Raw genomic sequence first — 14,220 nt, forward strand, 5'->3', positions numbered from 1 at the left:
GACCCCTACTATGTCAATTCTCATTGGTTTTAGAAAGAGCGACGCAGCATTCTCCTGGTCGCGGGTCGAGTCTGGCGCGCCCCGGATCCTGGCCGAGGCCCTCGAGCAGCCCCTGGCACAGCGCCAGGTTCATCGAGCACACCAGCAGCGGCTGCCGCTCGGCCAGCGCGTGGAAGGGGCAGTTGCGCTGCCTGACCTCACCCTCCTCCGCGTAGGGCTCGTAACCGCGCTCGCGCAGCACCTCCACCGCGTCGGCCTCGCGCCCCGCCGCCAGCCTGCGTCCCATCCTGCGCGCGGCCTCCTCGGCCTGCTCCTCGCCTCCCAGCAGGTCGACGACCTCGGCCAGCACCGAGGCCAGCGAGCCGTAGTCACGAGGAGGCAGGCTCACCGACAGCTCCGCGCGCGCCCTGCGATAGACCTTCGCGGGACGGCCGCTGCCCGGACCCTTGCGCTCCTGCGCCCTGAACCCGGCCTCCAGCAGCCCCGCCTCGACCAGCTTGTCGAGGTGGTGGGCGGCCAGAGTCCTGGACACCCCGGCGGCCGCCGCCGCCTCGCCGCGCCCCACCTCACCGCCGCTGGCCGACACGAACGCGTACAGGCTGCGTCGGACGGGGTCGTTCAGCTGGGCCAAAGCCTCGAGGTCGCTCACAGCGGGGAGTCTACGAGCCCCTAGTAGGCGGCCAGCACGTCCACGACGAACACCAGGGTGTCGGTCGCCGTGATGCCGAACTGCGGATGGCCCGTCGCGCCGTAGCCGTGGGAGGGCGGGACGATCATCAGCACCCTGCTGCCCGTCGGGACGCCCACGAGCGCGCGGTCCCAGCCCTTGATGACGCTGCCCTCGCCGATCTTGAACGCTTTGGGCTGGCCCGACTTCCACGTGGAGTCGAAGACCCTCCTGGAGCCCCACACCGCGCCCTCGTGCTGGGTGACGAGCAGCTGCCCCGCCCTGGTCTTCGGCCCCTCACCGCGCGCGAGCACCTTCGCCGCGAACGCGCGGGGCGCGGCGCCGGCGGGGATGACCAGCTTCGGACGGCCCGCGCCGCTCACCCTGACCCCGCCCAGCGCGCCGGCGCCCGAGGCGTGGGCGTCCCTGGCGTGGGCGCCGAGGATGTCGATCACGTAGAACAGGCCGTCGTCCGGGCCGATGCCCTGCGGCGGGTTGGCGCCGAAGCCGTCCTTGGGCGGGATCGCGGCGATCACCCTGCTGCCCACGGCCCGGCCCTGCAGGGCTTTGTCCAGCCCGGGCAGCAGCTGGCCGACGGGGAAGGCGGCGGGCGTGCCGCGGTTGAAGCTGGAGTCGACCAGGCGGTTCTCCCTGCCGTCCCAGATGTGCGCGGTGTACTGCACGATCGCCACGTCGTCCTTGCCCAGCTTCGCGCCCTTGCCCGCGGTGAGCTGGTCGATCTGCAGCTCGGCCGAGGGCTTGCCGTCGGGGAAGACGATGGTCGGCTTCGCCCCGAACTGCCCGCCCACCTTGAGGTCGAGGTCGTCGCCCGCGGAGGCGCCCGTACACGCGGTCAGCAGCGCCAGCGGCACCAGCAGCAGAAGCAGGCGCATGGACGTCCTCCCTGAGACACACCCCGTCGGACACGAATGGCCCGGCGGCAGAGACTCTGCCACCGGGCCACCGGTCTATCAGATTTCGTGTCAGTAGGCGCCCAGAACGTCCACCACGAAGACGAGCGTGCTGCTGGCGGGGATGGTGCCGGAGTCCTTGTCGCCGTAGCCGAGGTTCGGCGGGATCACCAGCAGCAGGCGGCTGCCGACCTTGGCGCCCTCGAGCGCCTGGTCCCAGCCCTTGATGACCTGGCCGGTGCCGACGCCCTGCAGGGTGAACGGGTCCTTGCCCCAGCTGGAGTCGAACTGCTTGTCGCTGCCCCAGAGCTTGCCGGTGTAGTGGACGACGGCCGACTGGTTCTTCTTGATGGCCGGGCCCGTGCCCTCGATGACCGTCTTGTTGATCAGCTTGGCCGGCGGCTTGTCGGAGGTCTTGGTCGTCAGCACCGGCGCGGCGTCGCCGCCGGGGTTGGTCAGCTTCACGCCCTTGACCTTGACGTCCTTGGCCTCGCCCTGGGCGGCCTTGGGCAGCGTGGAGACCAGGTCGAAGACGAAGACCCTCGGCTTGGTGGTGTCGACGCCGTTCTGCTTGGCCTGGGCCAGCTCCTGCTCGGTGTAGCTGTCGTTGGCCACCACGGTCATGAACCGGCCGCCGAGCTTGGTCTTGCCGAAGCCGTCGATCATCACCTTCGGCATGTTGTCGTTGACGGTGATCGGCTCGGTCTTCTTGGTGTCGTAGGTGGAGCCCTCGAGCGTGTTCTGCTTGCCGTCCCAGCTCCACACGGACAGGTTCACGAACACGGTGTCACCCTTGGCGACGCCGGCGCCCGTGCCGGGGCTCAGCACCTCCACCGACGACTTCTTGGCGGGGTCGCCGGCGGGGAAGGTCACCGTGGGCTTGGCACCCACGTTCCCTGTGACCTTCAGCCCGGACGCCGCGGCGGACGTGTCACTGGCGGGCTGCGTGCCGCACGCTGCGGCGAAGATCAAAGGCACTGCTGCAAGTACGGCCAGGCGGCGGCGCATGGAGTTCCCTCAAGGAAGTCGGACAGGTTCGCGTCACCCTACCCGACCCCCGTGTACGACCTTGATAAGTAACTGGTAAACGGTCTCTACATTCCGGCGATGAGCTTGTCCACCCTCTCGTCGACGCTTCGGAACGGGTCCTTGCACAGCACGGTGCGCTGCGCCTGGTCATTGAGCTTGAGGTGCACCCAGTCGACGGTGAAGTCGCGCCGCTTCTCCTGCGCCTTGCGGATGAACTCCCCTCGCAGCCGCGCCCTGGTGGTCTGCGGCGGCACCGACTTGGCCTCGAAGATCTTCAGGTCGGAGGCCACCCGCTCGACCGCGCCGCGCTTCTGCAGCAGGTAGAACAGGCCCCGCCGCCTGTGCACGTCGTGGTAGGCCAGGTCGAGCTGGGCCACGCGAGGGCTCGACAGCGGCAGGTCGTACTTCTTGCGGTAGCGCTCGATGAGCTGGTACTTCGTCACCCAGTCGATCTCGCGGGAGACGAGGTCGAGGTTGCCGGTCTCGACCGCGTGCAGGGTGCGCTCCCACAACTCCAGCACCCTGCGGGCGATGGGGTCGCCACCGCGCCTGTCGACGAAGTCCTTGGCCTTGGTGAGGTACTCCTGCTGGATCTCCAGCGAGGAGGCCTCGCGCCCGTTGGCCAGGCGCACCCTGCGGCGTCCCGTCATGTCGTGGGAGACCTCGCGGATGGCCCTGATCGGGTTCTCCAGCGACAGGTCGCGCATCACCGTGCCCGCCTCGATCATGCGCAGCACCAGGTCGGTGGCGCCGACCTTGAGCAGCATGGTCGCCTCGCTCATGTTGGAGTCGCCGACGATGACGTGCAGCCTGCGGAAGCGCTCGGCGTCGGCGTGCGGCTCGTCGCGCGTGTTGATGATGGGCCTGGACCTGGTCGTGGCGCTGGAGACGCCCTCCCAGATGTGCTCGGCCCGCTGGGAGACGCAGTAGACCGCGCCGCGCGGCGTCTGCAGCACCTTGCCCGCGCCGCAGATGATCTGCCTGGTGACCAGGAACGGGATCAGCACGTCGGCCAGGCGGCCGAACTCGCCGTGCCTGCCGACCAGATAGTTCTCGTGACAGCCGTAGGAGTTCCCGGCCGAGTCGGTGTTGTTCTTGAACAGGTAGATGTCACCCGCGATGCCCTCTTCGCGCAGCCGCTTCTCGGCGTCGACGAGCAGGCCCTCAAGGATGCGCTCGCCCGCCTTGTCGTGGGTGACGAGCTCGATGACGTTGTCACACTCTGGTGTTGCGTACTCGGGGTGGCTGCCCACGTCGAGGTAGAGACGCGCGCCGTTGCGGAGGAAGACATTGCTCGATCGGCCCCAGGAGACGACCCGGCGGAACAGGTAACGAGCGACCTCGTCAGGCGACAGCCTGCGCTGCCCCCTGAACGTGCAGGTCACGCCGTACTCGTTCTCCAGCCCGAAGATGCGACGATCCATCACCTCACACTAGTTCCCCGAAAAGGCCAGCGGGAGAGATCTTCGCGTGTTTCAGTTTTCTTTCGATTACTGAGCGCGTTGCCTGACACGAGACTCGAACCTGTCGAGCTCGGCGGCGAAGGCCCGCCTGAGCAGCGGCGCGGCGACCATCCGCAGCCCCCGCCGCCGCGTCGCGCCCGCGCGGCCGAGCAGCGTGCCGCCCTCGACGGGGACGGCCGCGAGCCCGAACACGCTGGTGCGGCTCTGCATCCAGCACCAGCCGGGACGCAGCACGGCCGCGAAACTCGCGCACAGCCCCGCCCTTCCGAGAGCGACCGCCTCCAGCCTGTCGCCCTCGCCCGGGGTGACCCTGAGCGTCTTGACGCTGGGCTGGTAGCGCGGCAGCTCGCCCTCCAGGTCGGCGGCGACGGCCCACACCTCCTCGAACGGCGCGGCGATCACGCGCTCCACCACCACGCAGCCGGGGGTCGCGGCCGCCATGACACGCAGGCGCCGTACAGAATCCAGATCATCGTTGACCGCCATGTTCACTGCCATGCCCTTCTGAATCCGAGCCGCGCCCTGTGCAGGCGGGACTTCACCGTGCCCTTGGGCAGGCCGAGCACCGCGGCCGCCTGCTCCTCGTCGAGCCCCTCCAGGTCGCGCAGGACCAGCACCGCCCGGTGCTCGGGAGACAGCCGCGCCAGCACGTCGCGCACCTCGACCGACAGCTCGCCGCCGTCCCTGGCGGCCCGCTCCCCCGCGGCCTCGCGCCCTGGCGGGTTCCTCTTGGCCATCCGCACGGCCTCGCGCACCGCGATCGCCCGCACCCAGCCGCGCAGCGCCGCGGGCTCCCGCACCCCCGCCAGATGACGGAAGACCGCGATCAGCGTCTCCTGCGCCGCGTCGGGGCCGTACTGCGGCGCGATCGCACCACAGATCTTGAAGACGTACGGCGACAGCTCGTCCAGCACGTCGTTCATCGCCATCGTGTCGCCGCCCTGGGCGGCCCTCAGCAGCTCCGGATCTACCACTGGCGCTCCCGGCCCCGGCGGCGCCCCACGCGGGGCCGTACCGGCCGTGCGGCGCGCGTCACTGTCCTCATACCTGCCAAGAGTGACAGGCGGAAAGATCGGTTCCCTCCTGTGAGGAGCGTCACAAGCGGGAACCCCCGGACTCCGCGCGGCCTCCTTGGTGGACATGAAGCGAAAGACAAGAGCGCGCGCCGCCTTCGCGGCGGCCACCGTCCTGGCCGTGGACGCCGCCGCCCACCTCTACTGGACGACGGGCGCCACCTGGCCCGCCCCCGACGTCAGGACCCTGTCCCTGGCGGTACTCAACGCGGAGGTGCCCTTCACGCCCCGCGTGCTACTCCCCCTGGCCACCGCCCTCCTGACCGCCGCCGCGGCCCTGCTCACCACCACCAGACTCGGCGACGTCGGGACCGGCGCGACCGGAGCCGACGGCGCAGGGAACGACGCGAGCGGAGTGCACGCCATCGGGAACAGCGCGAGCGGAGCCGACAGGGCCGGGAACGGCGGCGTCGGCGGCCTTGGTGGCACCGGAGGTACCGAAGCCGGCGATGGTGACGCCGGAGCCGACGGCGGCGACGGTGGCGCTGGCGGTGGCGCTGGCGGGCTCGGTGCCCTCGGAGTCGCCGAAGTGGTGGGGGCTCGGCGCATGCCGGGACCCCTGGTGAGGCGCGTGGTGCGGCTGGTCACCGGGGTGTTGGCGCTCGGTGTGCTGGCGCGCGCCGTGCTCGGCCTCGTGTGGACCCTCGGAATCGGCGTGCAGACCTCAACGCCGTTCTACTGGCTCAACGCCCTGCTGTACACGCCGCTGTGCCTGGCGCTGTTCGTGGCCGTCGTCGTGGCTCGCGGGACCGCCGCCCCCGCGGACGGTCCCGCGCGCGATCACGGAGTGAAGATCTCCTGAACCTTCACGATCTCGCCCTTGTGGACCGTGATGAGCGAGGCCCGCTGGCCCGCCTTCGCCCGCTTGATCAGCGCGCTCCTCGAGCAACTCTTGTTGCCCAGGCCGGTCCTGCGGTCGACCGTCATGCCCACGCCCGACCCGCCGCAGCCCGAGGCGCTGAGGAAGACCACCTTCTTGGCGATCGGCGAGGCGTAGGCGGTCACGTCGCCCTCGGGAGGACCGACGAAGAAGCCCTCGGTGTGCTTGCCCCTCTTCCACTTGATCGGCTCGTACTCGGCGGTGCCGTCGCTCCGCACAGCCGTGATCCAGCCGCGCAGAATGCCGTTGCGGCGCGAGTGGAGACCCTTGGTGAAGTCATGGCCGGGGTCGGCCTGAAAGGTCGTCCCGAAGATCTGGGGCGCCTTGTACTTCGGGATCGCCCCGGCCTCCGCCTGGGCGGCCAGACCGCCGGTGAGGGCCAGGGAACAGGCGAGCACGGCTACGCCGGTCGCGAGGGTTCTCGTCTTCACACGCTCTTTGATCCACAACCTGGAGCCCCGGTTCGCGCGGGATCACGTGATCCCGGTCACATCCATCGAGAGTGCGGGGCAGATGACGGTGAGCGATGAAGTCGACCCCAATCCCCTGCCGTCGGCCGGCGATGCGCGGGAGACGAGCGCACGGCGGTAGCCGAGGCCGACGGGTGTGCGAAAGGCGATGCGCCAGCCGGAGCGCGTGCGGGGGCGATGTCACCGTAGGGCTGGGTGCTCCGACCTCCCCATGGGGCGGGGCGCGAGCGGCCTCGCCGCGGGGCCGGGGTCAGTGGGTGTGCGGGGCGATGTGACGGCGAGGGCCGGAGTCGCGCTGGAGGAGCGTGGAAGACGGACGGCCACCGAGTGACCCCGGTGGCCGTAGCATCGCCTGCCGTACAGACTGGTGCCCTCTGCGGGCCGGTACATGCGCCTGCCGGGCTGGTGGGTTATTCGGTGCCGTCGCCGGCGCCGGACGCCGGGGCGGTGGGCGGGCTGTCCTCGTCGTCGGAGGCCGCGGGCGCCGGAGCGGCCGGGAGCAGGCGCTCCAGCCGGGGACCCGCCAGGCGCTGGAACTTGCGGTGCTCGCGGTTGCGGTCGAGGACCGCCACCTCCAGCTGGTTGGCGGGCGGGCGCTCGCCGCCCGGCTCGGTCAGCGCCGCCAGCGCCACCTCCAGCGCCTCGGCCAGCGTCATCCCCTCGCGATAGCGCTCCTTCAACCGGGTCGCCACCGCCTCGGCCTGGCCGCCCATCGCCGCGAAACCGTGCTCGTCGAAGACCGAGCCGTCGAAGGTGAGCCGGTAGATGGCGTCGCCGTCGGCGGTGTCGCCCACCTCGGCCACCACCACCTCGACCTCGAGGGACTTGATCGACTCGGTGAAGATCCGACCGAGGTTGGAGGCGTAGAGGTTGGCCAGCCCCCTGCCCGTCACGTCGGTGCGGTCGTAGGTGTAGCCGTTGATGTCGGCGTAGCGGATGCCGCCGAGCCGCAGCTCCTCGAACTCGTTGTAGCGGCCCACCGCGGCGAAGCCGATCCTGTCGTAGATCTCGCTCACCTTGTGCAGCGCCCTCGAGGGGTTCGGGGCGACGAACAGGATGCCGTCGACGTACTGCAGCACCACCACGCTGCGGCCGCGCGCGATGCCCTTGCGCGCGTAGTCGGCCTTGTCGCGCATGATCTGCTCGGGCGATGCATATCCAAAAGGCATGGACACTTCGGCAGGTCCTTTCTAGCGCAGCGGGGCGATGGGGCCGTCAGGGGAGATCATGCGGTCCTCGAGCATCCGCTGGACCACGCCGGCGACCTGTTCGTCGCTGAGGCGGCGGAAGCCGTCGGCGTCGATGACGGAGACGATCGGCCAGATCTTCCTCGTCACGTCGGGACCGCCGGTGGCCGAGTCGTCGTCCGCGGCGTCGTACAGCGCCTGGATCACCGTTGTCACGATGTCGTCGGCGGAGGCGTTCTCCCTGTAGAGCTTCTTCAGCGAGCCCCTGGCGAAGATCGAGCCAGAGCCGATCGCGTCGAACTTGTCGCGCTCGTACGGCCCGCCCGCGACGTCGTAGCTGAAGATCCGCCCGCTGTCGCGCTCGGGGTCGTAGGCGGCGAACAGCGGCACGACCACCAGGCCCTGCATCGCCATCGCGAGGTTGCCGCGGATCATCGTCGCCAGCCGGTTGGCCTTGCCGGCCACCGACAGCGTGCGGCCCTCCATCTTCTCGTAGTGCTCCAGCTCCACCCGGTAGAGCCTGGCCATCTCGATGCCCGTGCTGGCCGTGCCCGCGATGCCCATGCAGGAGTAGTCGTCGGTCCTGAAGACCTTCTCTATGTCTCGCTGCGAGATCACGTTCCCCGACGTCGCCCTGCGGTCGCCCGCCATCACCACACCGCCGGCGCAGGTGGCGGCCACGATCGTGGTCGCGTGCGGCACCTGGTCCCCGACCGGCGTGGCCAGCGCCTCGCCGCGCGCCGGCAGTAGGTCAGGAGCGTGCCTGCCGACGAACTCGGAGAACGAGGAATTTCCGTTGTTCACGAAGAGCTGGCTCATCAAGCCGGCGGGCAGATCCCTGTGCTGTGCCACGCGACTCCCTCCAAAACCTCAGTGTCCTTAGGGGCGACCCTACTCATGTTGTGCTGGTGCATGCACTTCCCACGATCAGCTGAGCGCGAACCATTTCTGCGCCAAGTGACCGACCGGATTGTCGATATGTCGTGACAACGTCCTCGTAGCGATTCCGCCCGCTCCCCCGCCGAGCTGCGATGATCGTCCGCACCCGTCCATACTGGACACCATGCGCGACTGGGTGCTCCATCTCGACCTCGACGCCTTCATGGCGGCGGTGGAGATCCTGCGCAACCCCGAGCTGCGTGGCCGTCCCGTCGTCGTCGTCGGCGGCAACGGCGACCCCACCACCCCTCGCACCGTCGTCGCCACCGCCTCCTACGAGGCCCGCGAGTACGGCGTGCACTCCGGCCTGCCCATGCGCACAGCCCTCAGACGCTGCCCTGACGCCGTCTACCTCCCCATCGACCTGCCCGCCTACGAGTCCGCCAGCGCCGCCGTCATGACGCTCCTGCACACCTTCCCCGTCACCGTCGAGGTGTGGGGCCTCGACGAGGCCTTCCTCGGCGCCCGCACCGACGACCCCGAGGCTCTCGCCCGCGACATCCAGCGCGCCGTCACCGACAAGACCGGGCTCACCTGCTCGATCGGCATCGGCGACAACAAACACCAGGCCAAGCTCGCCGCCCAGTTCGAGAAGCCCTCAGGCGTCTCCCGCCTCACCACCGACACCTGGCCCGAGGTCATGGGAGAGCGTCCGACCACGGCCCTGTGGGGCATCGGCGCCAAGACCGGCAAGAAGCTCGCCGACCTCGGCCTGCGCACGGTCACCCAGCTCGCCGCCGCCGACCCCACCGAACTCGCGGCCCGCTTCGGCCCGACCAACGGCCCCTGGCTGCGCTACCTGGCGCTCGGCAAGGGCGAGAGCACCGTCACCACCACCCCGTGGGTGCCCCGCGGCCACAGCCACGAGACCACCTTCACCCAGGACCTCACCGACCCAGCCGCGATGCGCGCCCAGATCGCCGCCCTGGCCGTACGGCTGGCGGCCGAGACCGAAGGACGGCCTGTCGTCCGCGTCACGGTGAAGGTCCGCTCGGCCCCGTTCACCACCCACACCCGTCAGGCGAAGCTGCCCGAACCCACCCACGACGCCGCCACCATCGAACAGGCCGCCCTCGCCGTCTTCGACCGCTTCGACCACGGCCGGCCCGTCCGCCTGCTCGGCGTCTCGGTGGAGTACGGCTAGAGCGCCCCCTTGGAGTCCGCGTGGCGCGCCAGCAGGTCCCCACAGAACGACCGGATGGCGCGGTTGACCACCGTCGGCTTCTCCCACGGCATGAAGTGCCCCGCCCCCCGCACCCAGAAGGGCCCCACGACCTGCGGATAGGCGATCGCGCACCGCTCCTCGACGTGCTCGCCGAGCGTCACCTGATCGGGCCCCACGAGCACCAGCGTGGGCTGCTGGACCGGCCTGTCGGTCATCTCGGGGGCCGACATGGGACGCGCGCCCATCACCACCTCGTAGTCGGCGAAGGAGGCCCGCAACCGGTCGGCGTCACCGTACGGCTCGGTCAGCACCTCGAGATCGGCCTCACTGAACGCACCGGGCGGACACCACATCCGATGGCCGAAGAACTCGCCGATGTAGCGGCGCCGCCGCTCGGGGGTGTCCAGCTCGGCGACCAGCTCATCGGCGTGCAGGCCCTGGCGACGCTGGTAGTCGTAGACGGCCGGCTTGGGCGTGCCCGGCGGGATCCCGGCCGCGGCGAACGCCTCGGGAAGATCGGGCATCGAATCGTCGAGCACCACCAGCCTGTCGACCCTGCCGGGGTGACGGGTGGCCAGATCGATGGCGATCATCGCACCGAGATCGTGCCCCGCGACGACCGCCCGCTCCCAGCCGAAGGCGTCCATGAGGCCGGTCAGGTCGGCGTTGAAGGCCGCGAAGTCGTAGAAGCCGTCGGGAGCGAAATCGGAGTCGCCGTAGCCGCGCAGGTCAGGGGCGGCGACATCGAAGCCCGCCGCTGCGAGCTCCTCGATGTTGTGCGACCAGATGAGGCTCGTACAGGGAAAGCCGTGCACAAGCAGCAGCGGCACGCCACCGTGGCCGCTACGACGGACCGCCAACCGGTGACCTTCACCGACGGTGACGAACGCGGGAGGAATGACCATGGCACATGGTCGCATGGGCCACCCACCTCACCGTCCACCGGGACAGACCGGCGAAGGCAACGGCGGAACCCTGCATGCCAAGCCCACTCCGGCGGCATGACCCGGCCGGTGAACACCCGGCCGACGACCCCCCGATCACCTACACGAGCGACGCCCGCGACAGGAACTCAGACCACCGCGCATCCTCCTGGCGCGCCAGCTCGGCCAGCTCGTCCTCCCCCAACTCCCACTCGACGAAGGTCGCCTCCAGATACGAGATCGCCCTCCGCACGACCCCCGCGTCATCCCTGAACTGCCCGATCCCCGTATTGCACGGCAGACACAACGCATACCGCACATCACCCGAACGATGACAGTGATCCACATGCTCGGGCGGACGATCCCAGCAGACGGCGCACAGGCCGTGCTGAGCGCCGATCATCCTCTCCACGTCCTCGTGCCGCATCCGATAGCGCTGCGACAGGTGATACGTCCTGGTCGGCGCCGCGGATCCACTCCGCGGCCCGGGCAGGATCACATAGTCCGGCCACAGCACGACGCCGTCGAGATAGTGGGCGGCCACCTCCATGAGCACGACATCGTCCATGAAGTGACCCAGCGCGTTGTTGCAGTTGAAACAGAGAACACCCCGCACCAGACCGCTCGTGTGGCAGTGGTCGACGTGCGTGCCGGGCACCACCCGGCAGATGGCGCAGAGCCCGCCCTGCTGGGCGAGCATCCGCTCGAAGTCGTCCTCTGTTATGCCATAGCGGTACTTGAGCTGATAGTTCCGCTCACTACCGTAATTCTTGATCTTGATCTCACGCATGGCCTGCGTGTGACACGGCTTGCAGTAGTCGGTCAGCCCGTCCTTCTGCGACCGGTTCCTGCCGAACTCGCCACTGGTCTTGATCTCATGACAGCGGGGGCAGTACTTGTGCCCCTCAGGCGCCGCTACTCGCTCGCGCACGGTCTTTCCTTGCTCGGCTTTGCGCTTGCGGTAGCTCTGGGTGGACTTCACCCGGAAGCAGGTCTTGCAGTAGCGCGCACGCCCGTGGGCCATGCGCTTGTTGAGCCCGAACTCGGAGAGCGCCTTGGTCTCTCCACAATCCGAACACCACTTAACCCCACCCGGCGTTTCCACCCGATCTAGCACCTTTCGCCTGTCCGTTTTGCCCTACTCTCCGCCCTTTTGGACGTACGAGCGCACGAACTCCTCTGCGTTCTCTTCGAGAACTTCGTCGATTTCGTCCAGGATCGCGTCGACGTCGTCGGTCAGCTTCTCCTGCCGCTCCTGCACATCGCCGCCTGCCGAGGCCTCGGTCTCCTCGACCTCGTTCTCGCGACGACCGGTCTGCTTCTGACCGCCGGTGTCCCTGTTCGCCATGATCAACCTCCGCTTGGGGGACTGCCTCTACTGGATATCTTCCCCGAACCGACCGACATTGCGCGCCTCATGCCCCGCGATCTTCAGCGGGTTGACTGGATAGCGCTCCTATCCAATACTGGAGCCCTATCCCACAGGAGGTCCCGAATGTCCCCTTCGACCCTGAGCACCGCGGGTGTGTTGCTCATCACAGTCCCGGGCGTCGCCTACGGCGGCGTCACGCTGCTGACCTACCTCATGCGCAACGTCCCCGGATACAACGACAACCCGGTCCGCCGAGGGCTCTGGAGGGCGGGACACGCTCACGCGGGCGTGCTGGTGCTGTTCAGCCTGGTCGCCCTGCTGTACATCGACGCGTCGCCGCTGACGGACGGGATGAGGACGCTGGTGCGCACGCTGATCGTCGCGGCGCCGATCCTGATGCCGCTGGGCTTCTTCCTGTCGGTGGTCCGTCCGAGCGACACGAAGCCGAGCCGGCTGATCTGGCTCACCTTCGCGGGTGGTCTCTCGCTGGCCGCGGGGACGCTGACGCTGGGCGTCTCGCTGCTCTAGCGGGCACGCCGTCTCCCGGGGACGCGCAGGACGCGCGCACCCGCGGGAGAGGGCTTCGGCTAGTCTCCGCCGGTCAGGGCCGCCACGAGCTCGCCGGCGGTGCGGCAGCGGTCGAACAGCTCGCCGACGTGGGCCTTGGTGCCGCGCAACGGCTCGAGGGTCGGCACCCGCTGGAGGGACTCGCGTCCGGGGATGTCGAAGATGACGGAGTCCCAGGAGGCGGCCGCGACCGACTCGCTGTACTGGCGCAGGCAGCGCCCGCGGAAGTAGGCGCGGGTGTCGGTGGGCGGGTTCTCGACGGCGCGCTGCACCTGTTCCTCGGTGACCAGGCGCTGCATGCGCCCGCGGGCGACCAGGCGGTTGTAGAGGCCGCGATCGGGCCTGATGTCGGAGTACTGCAGGTCGACCAGTTGCAGGCGCGGGTGGGACCATGCCAGGCCGTCGCGGGTGCGGTAGCCCTCGAGGAGCTCAAGCTTGGCGACCCAGTCGAGTTCGCGGGAGAGCTGCATGGGGTCCTCGGCCAGGCGGGTGAGGACGGACTCCCAGCGGTCGAGGATGTCCTTGTTCATCTCCTCGGTGGCGGTGCCGCGCTCCTCGACGTACTTGCGGGCCTGCTCGAGGTATTCCATCTGCAGCTGGACGGCGGTGAGCTTGCGCCCGTCGCGCATCGGGATCTCGTAGCGGCAGGTGGGGTCGTGGGAGACCGCGCGCAGCGCCTGGACGGGGTTGTCGACGGCCAGGTCGCGGGTGAGGAAGTTGTCCTCGATCATGGCCAGGACGAGGGCGGTGGTCCCGAGCTTCAGGTAGGTCGAGATCTCCGACATGTTGGCGTCGCCGATGATCACGTGCAGGCGGCGGTATTTCTCGGGGTCGGCGTGCGGCTCGTCGCGGGTGTTGATGATGGGCCGCTTGAGCGTCGTCTCCAGGCCCACCTCGACCTCGAAGAAGTCGGCTCGCTGGCTGATCTGGAAGCCTTCGCCGCGGGAGTCCTGGCCGATGCCGACCTTGCCGGCGCCCACCACGACCTGGCGCGAGACGAAGAAGGGGGTCAGGTGCCTGACGATGTCGGCGAAGGGCGTGGCCCTGCGCATGAGGTAGTTCTCGTGGCAGCCGTAGGAGGCGCCCTTGGCGTCGGTGTTGTTCTTGTAGAGCTGGATGGGCGCGTTGGTGGGGATGGCCGAGGCGCGCACTGCGGCGTCGTACATCACCCGCTCGCCCGCCTTGTCCCAGATGACGGCCGCACGAGGGTTGGTGCACTCGGGCGTGGAGTATTCGGGATGGGCGTGGTCGACGTAGAGGCGCGCTCCGTTGGTGAGGATGACGTTGGCCAGGCCGAGGTCCTCGTCGGTCAGCTGGCTGGGGTCGGCGACCTCGCGGGCCAGATCGAAGCCCCTGGCATCACGAAGGGGGTTCTCCTCCTCGAAGTCCCACCGCGCTCTGCGCGCCCTGGCGGCCGAGGCGGCCAGGTAGGCGTTCACGACCTGTGAGGAGGTCACCATCGCGTTGGCGCCTGGCTGGCCGGGTACGGAGATGCCGTACTCGGTCTCGATGCCCATCACCCGACGCACCGTCATGCGCACCCTCTGTTCGTCCGGGTCTGTCTATCCGCCGTT

16 protein-coding genes are annotated in these 14,220 nt (G+C 69.2%); 3 read left to right on the forward strand and 13 right to left on the reverse strand.

Annotated elements, in window-relative coordinates:
• Nucleotides 1-13: 13 nt before the first annotated feature.
• From ABFX55_RS17030 to ABFX55_RS17055, 6 genes are all read right to left on the reverse strand, one after another.
• Nucleotides 14-649, reverse strand: a complete 636-nt coding sequence (locus tag ABFX55_RS17030) for a helix-turn-helix transcriptional regulator (RefSeq protein ID WP_346122141.1) — start codon at nt 647-649, stop codon at nt 14-16.
• Between the two features lie 20 nt (nt 650-669).
• On the reverse strand, nt 670-1,560 hold the full coding sequence (locus ABFX55_RS17035) for an FKBP-type peptidyl-prolyl cis-trans isomerase (RefSeq protein ID WP_346122143.1): 891 nt from the start codon (nt 1,558-1,560) through the stop codon (nt 670-672).
• A gap of 90 nt (nt 1,561-1,650) precedes the next feature.
• Entirely contained in the window at nt 1,651-2,550 is a 900-nt protein-coding gene (locus tag ABFX55_RS17040; protein WP_346122145.1) for an FKBP-type peptidyl-prolyl cis-trans isomerase, read from the reverse strand.
• Between the two features lie 122 nt (nt 2,551-2,672).
• Complete coding sequence (gene pafA, locus ABFX55_RS17045) at nt 2,673-4,031, reverse strand: Pup--protein ligase (RefSeq protein WP_346122147.1); 1,359 nt, start codon at nt 4,029-4,031, stop codon at nt 2,673-2,675.
• Between the two features lie 66 nt (nt 4,032-4,097).
• On the reverse strand, nt 4,098-4,568 hold the full coding sequence (locus ABFX55_RS17050) for an SRPBCC family protein (protein WP_346122149.1): 471 nt from the start codon (nt 4,566-4,568) through the stop codon (nt 4,098-4,100).
• Nucleotides 4,559-5,044, reverse strand: coding sequence for an RNA polymerase sigma factor (locus ABFX55_RS17055; protein WP_346122151.1), 486 nt, complete (start codon nt 5,042-5,044; stop codon nt 4,559-4,561). The genes ABFX55_RS17050 and ABFX55_RS17055 overlap by 10 nt, the downstream gene beginning before the upstream one ends.
• A gap of 166 nt (nt 5,045-5,210) precedes the next feature.
• Between ABFX55_RS17055 and ABFX55_RS17060 the strand changes: the two genes are divergently transcribed.
• Nucleotides 5,211-5,945, forward strand: coding sequence for a DUF3995 domain-containing protein (locus ABFX55_RS17060; RefSeq protein WP_346122153.1), 735 nt, complete (start codon nt 5,211-5,213; stop codon nt 5,943-5,945).
• Here ABFX55_RS17060 and ABFX55_RS17065 read toward each other — a convergent pair.
• The 3 genes from ABFX55_RS17065 to prcB all read right to left on the reverse strand — a co-directional run bounded on the left by ABFX55_RS17065 (nt 5,924) and on the right by prcB (nt 8,532).
• Complete coding sequence (locus ABFX55_RS17065) at nt 5,924-6,454, reverse strand: hypothetical protein (protein ID WP_346122155.1); 531 nt, start codon at nt 6,452-6,454, stop codon at nt 5,924-5,926. The genes ABFX55_RS17060 and ABFX55_RS17065 overlap by 22 nt on opposite strands.
• Before the next feature lie 449 nt (nt 6,455-6,903).
• Nucleotides 6,904-7,662, reverse strand: a complete 759-nt coding sequence (gene prcA / locus ABFX55_RS17070; RefSeq protein ID WP_346122157.1) for a proteasome subunit alpha — start codon at nt 7,660-7,662, stop codon at nt 6,904-6,906.
• A gap of 21 nt (nt 7,663-7,683) precedes the next feature.
• The gene (gene prcB, locus ABFX55_RS17075; protein WP_379479154.1) at nt 7,684-8,532 is read right to left on the reverse strand and encodes a proteasome subunit beta; all 849 of its coding nucleotides are present in this window, start codon (nt 8,530-8,532) and stop codon (nt 7,684-7,686) included.
• A gap of 211 nt (nt 8,533-8,743) precedes the next feature.
• On the opposite strand from prcB, the gene ABFX55_RS17080 reads away from it, so the two are divergent.
• Nucleotides 8,744-9,763 carry a DNA polymerase IV gene (locus tag ABFX55_RS17080; RefSeq protein WP_346122159.1) on the forward strand — a complete coding sequence of 340 codons (1,020 nt, stop codon included), beginning with the start codon at nt 8,744-8,746 and terminating at the stop codon, nt 9,761-9,763.
• On the opposite strand, the gene ABFX55_RS17085 is transcribed toward ABFX55_RS17080, so the two are convergent.
• The 3 genes from ABFX55_RS17085 to ABFX55_RS17095 form a co-directional block, all read right to left on the reverse strand.
• Entirely contained in the window at nt 9,760-10,614 is an 855-nt protein-coding gene (locus tag ABFX55_RS17085; protein ID WP_346122160.1) for an alpha/beta fold hydrolase, read from the reverse strand. The two genes, ABFX55_RS17080 and ABFX55_RS17085, sit on opposite strands and share 4 nt — an antisense overlap.
• A gap of 214 nt (nt 10,615-10,828) precedes the next feature.
• Nucleotides 10,829-11,812, reverse strand: coding sequence for an endonuclease VII domain-containing protein (locus ABFX55_RS17090; protein WP_346122162.1), 984 nt, complete (start codon nt 11,810-11,812; stop codon nt 10,829-10,831).
• 33 nt (nt 11,813-11,845) lie between these two features.
• Nucleotides 11,846-12,055, reverse strand: a complete 210-nt coding sequence (locus ABFX55_RS17095) for a ubiquitin-like protein Pup (protein ID WP_183661680.1) — start codon at nt 12,053-12,055, stop codon at nt 11,846-11,848.
• Nucleotides 12,056-12,202: 147 nt separating this feature from the next.
• Between ABFX55_RS17095 and ABFX55_RS17100 the strand changes: the two genes are divergently transcribed.
• Nucleotides 12,203-12,607 (forward strand): hypothetical protein, encoded by a 405-nt coding sequence (locus ABFX55_RS17100; RefSeq protein WP_346122164.1) that lies wholly within the window; start codon nt 12,203-12,205, stop codon nt 12,605-12,607.
• Nucleotides 12,608-12,666: 59 nt separating this feature from the next.
• On the opposite strand, the gene dop is transcribed toward ABFX55_RS17100, so the two are convergent.
• Nucleotides 12,667-14,181 (reverse strand): depupylase/deamidase Dop, encoded by a 1,515-nt coding sequence (gene dop / locus ABFX55_RS17105; protein ID WP_346122166.1) that lies wholly within the window; start codon nt 14,179-14,181, stop codon nt 12,667-12,669.
• Between the last annotated feature and the right edge of the window lie 39 nt (nt 14,182-14,220).

The organism is Nonomuraea roseola, assembly GCF_039535395.1.
In the GTDB taxonomy this organism is placed as follows: Bacteria; Actinomycetota; Actinomycetes; order Streptosporangiales; family Streptosporangiaceae; genus Nonomuraea; species Nonomuraea roseola.

Excerpts from the sequence above, each read along its gene's own strand:
- ABFX55_RS17100 (WP_346122164.1), top strand. The coding sequence starts at position 12,203 with ATGTCCCCTTCGACCCTGAGCACCGCGGGTGTGTTGCTCATCACAGTC.
- pafA (WP_346122147.1), bottom strand. The coding sequence starts at position 4,031 with ATGGATCGTCGCATCTTCGGGCTGGAGAACGAGTACGGCGTGACCTGC.
- ABFX55_RS17060 (WP_346122153.1), top strand. The coding sequence starts at position 5,211 with ATGAAGCGAAAGACAAGAGCGCGCGCCGCCTTCGCGGCGGCCACCGTC.
- dop (WP_346122166.1), bottom strand. The coding sequence starts at position 14,181 with ATGACGGTGCGTCGGGTGATGGGCATCGAGACCGAGTACGGCATCTCC.
- prcA (WP_346122157.1), bottom strand. The coding sequence starts at position 7,662 with ATGCCTTTTGGATATGCATCGCCCGAGCAGATCATGCGCGACAAGGCC.
- ABFX55_RS17080 (WP_346122159.1), top strand. The coding sequence starts at position 8,744 with ATGCGCGACTGGGTGCTCCATCTCGACCTCGACGCCTTCATGGCGGCG.
- ABFX55_RS17050 (WP_346122149.1), bottom strand. The coding sequence starts at position 4,568 with ATGGCAGTGAACATGGCGGTCAACGATGATCTGGATTCTGTACGGCGC.
- ABFX55_RS17095 (WP_183661680.1), bottom strand. The coding sequence starts at position 12,055 with ATGGCGAACAGGGACACCGGCGGTCAGAAGCAGACCGGTCGTCGCGAG.
- ABFX55_RS17035 (WP_346122143.1), bottom strand. The coding sequence starts at position 1,560 with ATGCGCCTGCTTCTGCTGCTGGTGCCGCTGGCGCTGCTGACCGCGTGT.